General features: G+C 66.2%; 10 protein-coding genes. 4 read left to right on the forward strand and 6 right to left on the reverse strand.

Annotation, left to right across the window (positions count from 1 at the left end; translation table 11 throughout):
* A partial coding sequence (locus KBZ07_RS12635; RefSeq protein ID WP_254931944.1) for a Nif11 domain/cupin domain-containing protein occupies positions 1-517 on the reverse strand: 517 nt, incomplete at its 3' end.
* Between the two features lie 32 nt (positions 518-549).
* Entirely contained in the window at positions 550-1020 is a 471-nt protein-coding gene (locus KBZ07_RS12640; RefSeq protein WP_254931945.1) for a GNAT family N-acetyltransferase, read from the reverse strand.
* Between the two features lie 126 nt (positions 1021-1146).
* Between KBZ07_RS12640 and KBZ07_RS12645 the strand changes: the two genes are divergently transcribed.
* Entirely contained in the window at positions 1147-1512 is a 366-nt protein-coding gene (locus tag KBZ07_RS12645; RefSeq protein WP_254931946.1) for an AbrB family transcriptional regulator, read from the forward strand.
* A gap of 59 nt (positions 1513-1571) precedes the next feature.
* Here KBZ07_RS12645 and KBZ07_RS12650 read toward each other — a convergent pair whose 3' ends face one another.
* Complete coding sequence (locus KBZ07_RS12650; RefSeq protein WP_254931947.1) at positions 1572-4292, reverse strand: AAA family ATPase; 2721 nt, start codon at positions 4290-4292, stop codon at positions 1572-1574.
* A gap of 2 nt (positions 4293-4294) precedes the next feature.
* Positions 4295-5530, reverse strand: coding sequence for a metallophosphoesterase (locus tag KBZ07_RS12655; RefSeq protein ID WP_315860170.1), 1236 nt, complete (start codon positions 5528-5530; stop codon positions 4295-4297).
* An 86-nt stretch (positions 5531-5616) separates the two neighbouring features.
* Between KBZ07_RS12655 and KBZ07_RS12660 the strand changes: the two genes are divergently transcribed.
* Positions 5617-5964: a c-type cytochrome gene (locus KBZ07_RS12660; protein ID WP_254931948.1), complete on the forward strand. Its 348-nt coding sequence runs from the start codon at positions 5617-5619 to the stop codon at positions 5962-5964.
* Positions 5965-5970: 6 nt separating this feature from the next.
* On the opposite strand, the gene KBZ07_RS12665 is transcribed toward KBZ07_RS12660, so the two are convergent.
* Entirely contained in the window at positions 5971-6237 is a 267-nt protein-coding gene (locus KBZ07_RS12665) for a YciI family protein (protein ID WP_254931949.1), read from the reverse strand.
* A 162-nt stretch (positions 6238-6399) separates the two neighbouring features.
* On the opposite strand from KBZ07_RS12665, the gene KBZ07_RS12670 reads away from it, so the two are divergent.
* Both KBZ07_RS12670 and KBZ07_RS12675 read left to right on the forward strand, forming a co-directional pair.
* Positions 6400-6666: a hypothetical protein gene (locus KBZ07_RS12670; protein ID WP_254931950.1), complete on the forward strand. Its 267-nt coding sequence runs from the start codon at positions 6400-6402 to the stop codon at positions 6664-6666.
* 5 nt (positions 6667-6671) lie between these two features.
* Entirely contained in the window at positions 6672-7910 is a 1239-nt protein-coding gene (locus KBZ07_RS12675) for an aminotransferase class I/II-fold pyridoxal phosphate-dependent enzyme (protein ID WP_254931951.1), read from the forward strand.
* A gap of 15 nt (positions 7911-7925) precedes the next feature.
* Here KBZ07_RS12675 and KBZ07_RS12680 read toward each other — a convergent pair.
* Positions 7926-8160, reverse strand: a 235-nt coding sequence (locus KBZ07_RS12680) for a tryptophan synthase subunit alpha (protein ID WP_254931952.1), incomplete at its 5' end; no start/stop codon positions are given.

Consider the following 8160-nt stretch of genomic DNA (forward strand, 5'->3'; position numbering starts at 1 on the left):
CCTGGTGCCAGAACAGGGCCAGCCAGATGGATCCGGGATCGGGATCCGTAGCAACCAGCCGGTGACGGCGGTGGGCCGATATCAGCAGGCTGTCGCCCTGGCATAGCTCCCGCAGCTGATCCTCCCCTTCAAACTGGATCTGGGCGCTGCCCTGGAGCAACACCACCCATTCGTGCTCCGCCTGGTCATACCAAAAGTTCGGTGGGCTGCATGCCTGGCAGGAGTGGATCCGCTCCAGGCGCCAGCTGGGCAGCTTGAGCAGCACTTCGCTGCGCTCTTCTCCAGCGGCCGGGCAGGTCTGGGTTAGCAGGTTGGAAGGGTCAGGGGTGGCGGGCGTCCTTTCCCCCCAGCGCCGGCCGATCTCAAAGCCCCGGCTGCGGGCCAGGGCCACCACCGCTTGGTGGGTGCTGCAGTCCGTCAGCTCCTGGCGAAGGCCGGGGTCGATCTCGCTGAGATCGATGAAGCCATTCAGCTGGCGCACCTTTTCGAGAAATTGCTGCAGCTGGGCTTCAGCCACCTGTCTTCCTCCACCTTTGGGTTGCCCAGCCCTCAGATGGGCTGGTTTAAGGATTTGATCATCCGCCATCGAAGGAAGGCCTCGCCTGCAAAGATCACCCTTTCTTCGTGGTCGACCTGCCAGCCCATCCGCAGCAACAGCGGCTTCGACAATTGACTTGCTTCGGTGTGCAACTGCCGGCATCCCTGTTGCCAGGCATGGTTTTCCAGGCCTAGAAGGATTGCCCCGCTCCGGCCCTGGCGGCAGGAGCGGCCACGGCAGTAGAGCAGGGAGAGCCGTTCGATTGGATCGAGCAGGCCAAAGGCTTCCACCACCCCAGCATCAGTGGGGTTACAGCTGGCCAGGCCATACCCCCTGATAAGTGCCTTGGCCAGAAAATGACTCCGGTGGGCATGGTTTGACCAGGCCCCAATCTGGGCGGAGCTGTAAAGGGGCTTGGCCTGGGTGATCACGGCATCGCGATACACCTCTTTGAGCTGATCTAGATCGCTTTCAACCAGCACACGTAGGCAGGGGGGAGTCTTCTGGATTGGAATTGATTTCAATGGGTTGGCAAGCACTGGCCATGGTGTACATTTTGAATGTAATCACTGGGCCAGGCCCTTTCATTCCCCTAATCCCCTAAATCAATGCTGATTGGATCTGAACTGCTTGCCAAGGTCAAAGAGCTCGGCGATGTGGGTAAGTCGGAGATCGTCCGCTCCTGCGGCTATGTGTCAAATAAGAAGGACGGCGGAGAACGGCTCAATTTCACGGCCTTCTACGAGGCCCTGCTCGAGGCCAAGGGCGTCGACCTCGGCGGTACCGGCAAGGTCGGTAAGGGCGGGCGCAAGCTGAGTTATGTGGCCACGGTGCAGGGCAATGGCAACCTGTTGATCGGCAAGGCCTATACGGCCCTGCTCGACCTCAAGCCCGGCGACGAATTTGAGATCAAGCTCGGTCGTAAACAGATCCGCCTGATTCCTGCCGGCTCCGCTGACGAAGACGAAGAGTGATTTGCCGGCCCCCCCCCCGGGCCGCACCCAACCCTGGCTGGGCTCCGGCCGCCAGGCACCTACGGCAGCGTGATCACGCTGCCGTTTTTAGTTGCGAATTCCAGATAGTCCGCCGGATTACAGGACAGCAGGATGATCTGCGCACCCTTTGCCAGCCCCCGCCCGAGCATGCGATGCAGCCCCCTCAGGCGGCTGGGGTCGCTGTTGGTGAAGGCGTCGTCAAAGATCAACGGCAGGCAACCGTCGTACCCAGGCAGCAACACCTCGGCCAGGGCCAGCCTCAGGGCCGTGGCCAGCTGTTCGCGCATGCCCCCACTGAGCTGCTCAAAGCCATAGCGCTGGATGCCCTGTTGCAGCTCGAAGTCGCCAAAGCCGCGCTTCGGATCAAAATCAAGCCGAACCTGTTGATCCCTGCTGCCAAGACACTCAAGGTAGGGACCAATCGCCTCCTCCAGGGGTTCGCGATAGCGCTGGGAGAATTCCTGCCGGGCTCTGTGAAATAGCGATTGCAGTATCTGCAGGGCCAGGGTCTGGCGTTCGATGGCTTCCCGCTCACCCTGGGCGCTCTCCAGCCTGGCGAGGCATTGTTCAACCGCTGCGGCCGGATCTTCAACGCTGAGGCTTAGGCATAGTTGCTCGTTCTGGCCGCGGCTGGTGAGCAGGCCATCCTTTTCGGCATCGAGTTGCTGGATCAGCTCCTCGATCCAGTTGTCGACCCAATTTTCCTTGCCGTGATCGGGCTGGTTGGCGGCGCTGGCTTCCGGTAAAAGTTCCTGCAGGGAGCCCTTCAGCTCGCCTAGCTCGCCCGCCTGGATCTGCAGCTCTTGGCTGCGGTGCTCCAGGTCTGCTGCCAGGGCTGCCTGGGTGCCGTGGAGCTTTTCGAGGACCAGCTGCCGTTGCTTCAATGGGGCCAGGGAGCCGCCGAGCTGGGCCAGCTGCCTCTCCAGTTGGCCGAGCTCAGCGATCCGATCGGCCAGCTGTTGGCGCCTTGCTTGCAGCCCAGCTTCTAGCTGCTGGCGGCGCAGGCCTGCCTGGCTGCTCTGGTGCCGCAGTGCATCCAGCCAGCTTTCCAGGCCGTCCCTCTGGTCTGGCAGCCCGTCCTCCTGGGCGATGGCTTGGCGCAGCTGCCGATGGCGCTCGAGATGGCGCAGCAGGCGCTCTCGCCGGGGTTCGAGGGCGCCGATCTGCTCGCTGAGCCGGCTCCAGGGGATGGCGCCAGCTGCCTGGCGCAGGCGGGCCAGTTCCCGCTCCAGCTCCTGGCGTTGCCCGGCAATCTGCTCAGCCGCCTCGCTGCTGCCGACCCCGGCCTGCTGCTGCAGGTTGAGCAGGGACTGGGCACGGGCCTCCAGCGCTTCGGCTGCCTCCAGGTTTGCCTTGCCCCCACCAGGGCTGATTCGCAGCCGCACGCCGCTGCCGATGCTGAGCTCGGCGGCGCGGCTGAGTTGCAGGGTTTCACCCGGTAGGAGTGGCTGGCCGCCTACCGTCACCGATTGGTCGGCATCGAGCAGGGCAACGGCGGTGGCCATTGCCTGGCTGCGGGCTTGGGCCTGGGCCAGCTGTTGTTCCGCCTGTCTGAGGGCCCGGACCGTTTCCTGATCGATCGGTGCCAGCTCCAGCAGACGCTGCTTGCACAGCTGGGCATCCCGTTGAAGTTGCTCGAACTGCTGTTGGTGAGCGTTCAGCTGCCGGGCTTCCTCCTCAAGGCTGGCCAGGTCGAGCAGTTGCTGGGCCAGCTCAAGCCGCCCTGCCAGCTCCCGCTGCTGGCCATCGAGCTCCAGCAGGGCCAGCTCCCCAGCTCGGCAGCCGGCTTGGTGGGTGGCTTGCTCCTCCAGCAGGCTGGCCAGCTGCTGCTGCCAGGCCTGCTGTTGGGCCTCCAGGTTGAGACCTTGCTGCTGGAGGGCCTGCTGCTCAGCCAGGGCCAGCTCCAGCTGGGCAAATTGTTGCTGCAGGGGGCCGATCTGGGCCTGGCGCAGGCGGAGCTGGCCCGCCAGTTGGCTGGCCCGCCTCAGCCGGGGCCTTTCCGCCGAGTCGATGGCCTGCAGCCTTGCGCCGATCCGCTGCAGTTGCTCCATGGCCGATTCCAGCTCAGCCCGGTGGCCCTGGGCCTGTTCCAGGGCTGCCTGGGCCTCCTGGCAGCGCTGCCGCGCCTCGGCCAGGGGGGAGCCGGCCTTGACCTTGCCCGTGGCGGTAAATTGCAGATCCAGCCTGGCTTGCAGCTGCTCCCCCACCAGCCGATCCAGGGGCGATTCCAGGGCCGCTGCGGCCCCCCGTTGCTGTAACTGCTGCACCAGGGATTTGAGGTCATAGGCCTCGCCTGGGCCGGCCAGCAGGTTGCTGCCCGACTCTCCCTGACGCACCCAGAGGTGGCCCCAGCGCTGGGGCAACTGGCCGTGCCTGCGGCCCTCAATCGGCCCCTCCACGCCCAGCAGGCGGGCCAATTGCTCCTCGGCGGCAGCCCCCTGTAGGGCTACGCCGCCGTCGCTGCCCAGCTGGCAGGTGCCACTGGCGCCGGAAAAGCGTTTGCGCAGCTCCCATCGGGCTCCAGCCGCCTCGAAGCCCACTGCAATTTCCGGCAGGCCGCTGTGCAGGCGTGAGCGCAGCTCGTCCACCGCCCGGCCGGTGGCACTTGCCCGTAGGAAGAGAACCTTATGCAAGGCCTCCACCACCGTGCTTTTGCCGGCCTCGTTGGCGCCGCCCAGCAGGGTGAAATGGGGATCAAAGCGCAGCTCCAGATGCTGATGGAGGCGCACCTGGCGCAAGCTGGCATGGAGCAGGCGCATGGTCAGCCCTGCAGCTGCCCAACGGTTTGGTGCAGCTCACAGAGGGCAAGACGCAACAGGGCCGGATCCAACCCATTGGCGCCGAGAGCCTCGTCGCCGATCCCTGCGCCGGTGGCGATTGCCTGCTGCAGTTCCCCAGCCACGCGGGCCACCAGCGGGTCACAGGGGCGCTGGGTGAGTTCGGCCAGCTCAGCCTCGCCGGGAGCGGCTTCGCAACGGCCCCGCAGTTTGAGCCGCAGCAGCTGGGCTTCCAGGCGCTCGAGCAGGGCCCCATAGCGGCGGTGGCCGGCCAGGCTGAGGCTGCCGCCCACCTCCAGCAGGAGCAGATCGCTGCCAATCCGGCCGCCGAGCAGGGAGTCCAGCTGATCTTCAAGCCGGTCTAGATCGCCATCCTGGTGCAACTCAACCCGCAGGGGATGCCAGCCGAGCACCCCGGTGCCCAGGGGGGTCACCTGGGGGTTCAGCCCCCTGCCGATCCGGGCCTGCAACACCAACCCGGAGCGGTAGTCATGGCTGCGGGGGAAGCGGTCCGGTTCGGGGCTGCCGCTATACCAAACCTTTTCGGCAACCTGCTTGACCCCGTGCCAGTCCCCCAGGGCGACGTAGTCCACCTGGTCCAGCCAGGGCCCCTCGAGGCGCAGCCGGTTGTTGGCGCCGTCGCCGCTCCTGTCGAGATCGGGGGCAGCGAAGCCGTGCACCGAGCCATGGGCGATCACAACCCGGGGCTTGTCCGCCGGCAGCTGGGCCCAGTTGACCGAGTGGAGCCAACCGCAGGGATCGGCGCTGTCGCTGCGCCGCAGCAGCGGGCAGGGAAGGATCACTGCCGCTTCGAGTTCCAGCGGCGCGGGCTCCAGCAGCACCTGAAGGTTGGGGGCGCGGCGCAGTTGCTCTGCCTGGAAGTAGGGGCTGTGCCAGACGCTGCCAGGGCCGCCGTGGTCGTGGTTGCCCGGGATCACAAGCACCGGGCAGGGGATGGAGCCGATGGCGGCACACACGGCACTCACATCCGCTCTGCCTGGGGTGGGGGAGTCGAACAGATCTCCGGCCACCGCCACCAAATTGGCTCCCGTGCTGGCGGCATGGGTTGCGATCCGGCCGATGGCCTGGAGCCGCACCTGGCGCAGGAGGGCCCGTTTGTCCGGGTCCTGGACCCGGCCATAGGGCTTGCCGATCTGCCAGTCAGCGCTGTGCAGCAGGGTGAGGGGTGGCAGAGGGCTGGAAGCCAGGGCGGTTGGGATGACACCGGCTCCTGTTTAGCGCCTGTGGGAGCACACTGGAATCTCCGTTCCAGGTTTTCAGGGTGGGCCAGAAGCATGTTCAGGCGATGGCCCTTTCGATGGCCATGTCGATGGCCCTGGTGATCGCCCTTGCCGTTGGCTTGCTGGTTGGCGCTGCCCCGGCTCCAGCTGCAGGCCTCTCAGGCGCTGAATTGTTCAGCAACCATTGCGCCGGCTGCCATGTCAATGGCGGCAACATCATTCGCCGGGGGCAAACCCTGAAGCTGGCAGCCCTCGAGCGCCATGGCATCGAGGGACCCGCCGGGATCCTCGAGATCGCGGTCGCTGGCCGGGGCCAGATGGCCGGCTACGGGGCCGTGCTCGGGGAGACAGGTGCCGAGGCCGTGGCGGCCTATGTGTGGCAGCAGGCCCTGCTCGATTGGCCGCGGGGCTGACTGGCTTCAGAAAGCCTGGATCCAGGGGTAGATCTGCACTTGAGTCCAGATCCCATGGCGCCAGTAGACGTCGCCCTTGACGATGGCTTCCACCAGCTCCTGATTTTCCGCCTCAAAGATGCCGAAAACGTGGGTGCTGCCCTCGGTCGGTCCGAGGGTGACCAGGGTGCCGGCATCCTTGAGTTGCTGTAGTGCTGCCAGGTGCTCCTGCCGATAGGGGGCGCGCCTGGTCAGGGCTTCGTCGCAGTAGGTGCCCCAGAGCACGAAGCGCATGGCAGATGGGCGAGTGAAACGCCAAATATTTTAGGAACTCGCCTAGGCCTCAGGAACCGGCCCGCGGTGGTAAGACTGGAACCAGGCTGGGCTTCTACCCGGTTTGCTCCGATCTCAGCCCCCTTCATGCCCAGCCCCGCCTCCATGCCCAGCCCTGGCTCCATGCTTCGCCTGCCCCTCCTTTTCGCCTGCGCCAGTGCCGCCCTGGTGGCGGCCCCGGCCCACGCCAACATGATGCAACAGATCATTGTTGGCAAATGCTCCAGTGCCATGCAGGCCGATTTCCAGAAGGCGGGTAAGACCCCGCCTGCCGGCATGGTCAATGAGACCTGCACCTGCGTGGCCAATGGGATGCTCAGGCGAGGCCAGAGCTTGGATCAGGCCAAGACCACCTGCGTGAAGCAGTCGACGGCCAAATTCAACCTCTGAGCCCCTTGGCACCACCAGGGCCAAGCCGTCGTCTCCAGGGGGTGCTCAGCCCGGTGATCCCGGAGCTGGCTGCCCTGGTGCGCCAGAGCCCGGGCTGCCTCTCCCTTGCCCAGGGCATGGTGGGGTGGGACCCGCCCGAGACCGTACCCAGGGCCGTGGCCGAGGCGCTGGCAGCTGGTGGGCCTGAGCTCCATCGCTATGGCGCCCTGCAGGGGGATTCTCCCTTGTTGGAGGCAGTCAGCACCAAGCTCCTCAGCCAGAACGGGCTCGACCTCGATGGGGCCGCGGTGCTGGTGACCGCGGGCAGCAACATGGCCTTCAGCGCCGTTGTTCAGGTGATTGCCGAGGGCTCGCCAGCTGGGCCCAGTGAGGTGATTCTGCCGCTGCCCTATTACTTCAACCATGTGATGGCGGTGCAGCTCGCCGGCGCCGTTCCGGTGCTGGTGGAAGGCGGTGCCATCCCCGATCCCCAGCGCCTGGCTGCGGCGATCACACCTCGCACCCGCGCCATCGTCACCGTGTCGCCCAACAATCCCAGTGGGGTGGTGATTCCGGCGGCTGTGCTGGCGGCGATCAACCGACTCTGTGCCCTGCATGGCCTCCTGCACATCAGCGATGAGGCCTATGAACTGTTTGTCCATGGCGGCGAGCCCCATTGGAGTGCTGGGTCCCAGAGCGGCAGTGCGGCCCACACCGTGTCGCTCCATTCCCTCTCCAAGGCCTATGGCATGGCCGGTTGGCGGCTGGGCTACATGGCCGTACCCGCCGCCTTGTTGCCGGCCTTACAAAAGGTGCAGGACACGGTGCTGATCTGTCCACCGCGGTTGACCCAGCATGGGGCCCTTGCCGCCTTGAGGGCCGGACCCAGCTGGTGCGCGCCCCGAATTGCCGGCCTGGCCGACCGCCGCCGGCAGCTCCTGGCGGCCGTGGCCGAAGCGCGCGATAGCGGCCTGCCGGTGCAGCTGTGGGCCAATCCCGATGGCGCCTTCTATGGCCTGCTCCAGCTGGATAGGGCCGCTGCCGGCCCGTTGACGGGAGACACATTGATGCGGCGCCTGGTGCGGGAGTACGGGCTGGCGGCCCTCAGTGGGGAAAGCTTTGGCTTAGATCCGGCCCGGGCCGGCGGGCCGGTGCTGCGGCTGAGCTATGGCCTGCTGGATGGGCCCCAACTGGCGGAAGTCTTGGATCGCCTGTTCAACGGCCTGAGGGGCCTGTTGGCCTCAGCTGGCCCCAGCGCCCCATGAACGGCCAGCTCACGCTTAAGCGTCGAGCCCGGCCCGCAGCTCGGCGCAGAAGCGCCCGGCCGCGGCGGCAACGTCGCCCTGCTGACCATGGGCGGCCGCCATCACTTTCACTAGAGCACTGCCCACAATTGCCCCATCGGCGCCCCAGTCGCGCACCTGGCGGGCTTGTTCGGGGCCGGAAATGCCAAAGCCCACGGCGATTGGCGTATCTCCCAGGGTCTTGAGCTGGCCCACCAGATCGCCCACCCGG

Source organism: Cyanobium sp. BA20m-14, assembly GCF_024346295.1.

What these genes read in the sequence shown, in the direction of transcription:
- KBZ07_RS12670 (WP_254931950.1), top strand. Translation starts at nt 6,400, where the DNA reads ATGCTTCGCCTGCCCCTCCTTTTCGCCTGCGCCAGTGCCGCCCTGGTG.
- KBZ07_RS12665 (WP_254931949.1), bottom strand. Translation starts at nt 6,237, where the DNA reads ATGCGCTTCGTGCTCTGGGGCACCTACTGCGACGAAGCCCTGACCAGG.
- KBZ07_RS12660 (WP_254931948.1), top strand. Translation starts at nt 5,617, where the DNA reads ATGGCCCTTTCGATGGCCATGTCGATGGCCCTGGTGATCGCCCTTGCC.
- KBZ07_RS12645 (WP_254931946.1), top strand. Translation starts at nt 1,147, where the DNA reads ATGCTGATTGGATCTGAACTGCTTGCCAAGGTCAAAGAGCTCGGCGAT.
- KBZ07_RS12650 (WP_254931947.1), bottom strand. Translation starts at nt 4,292, where the DNA reads ATGCGCCTGCTCCATGCCAGCTTGCGCCAGGTGCGCCTCCATCAGCAT.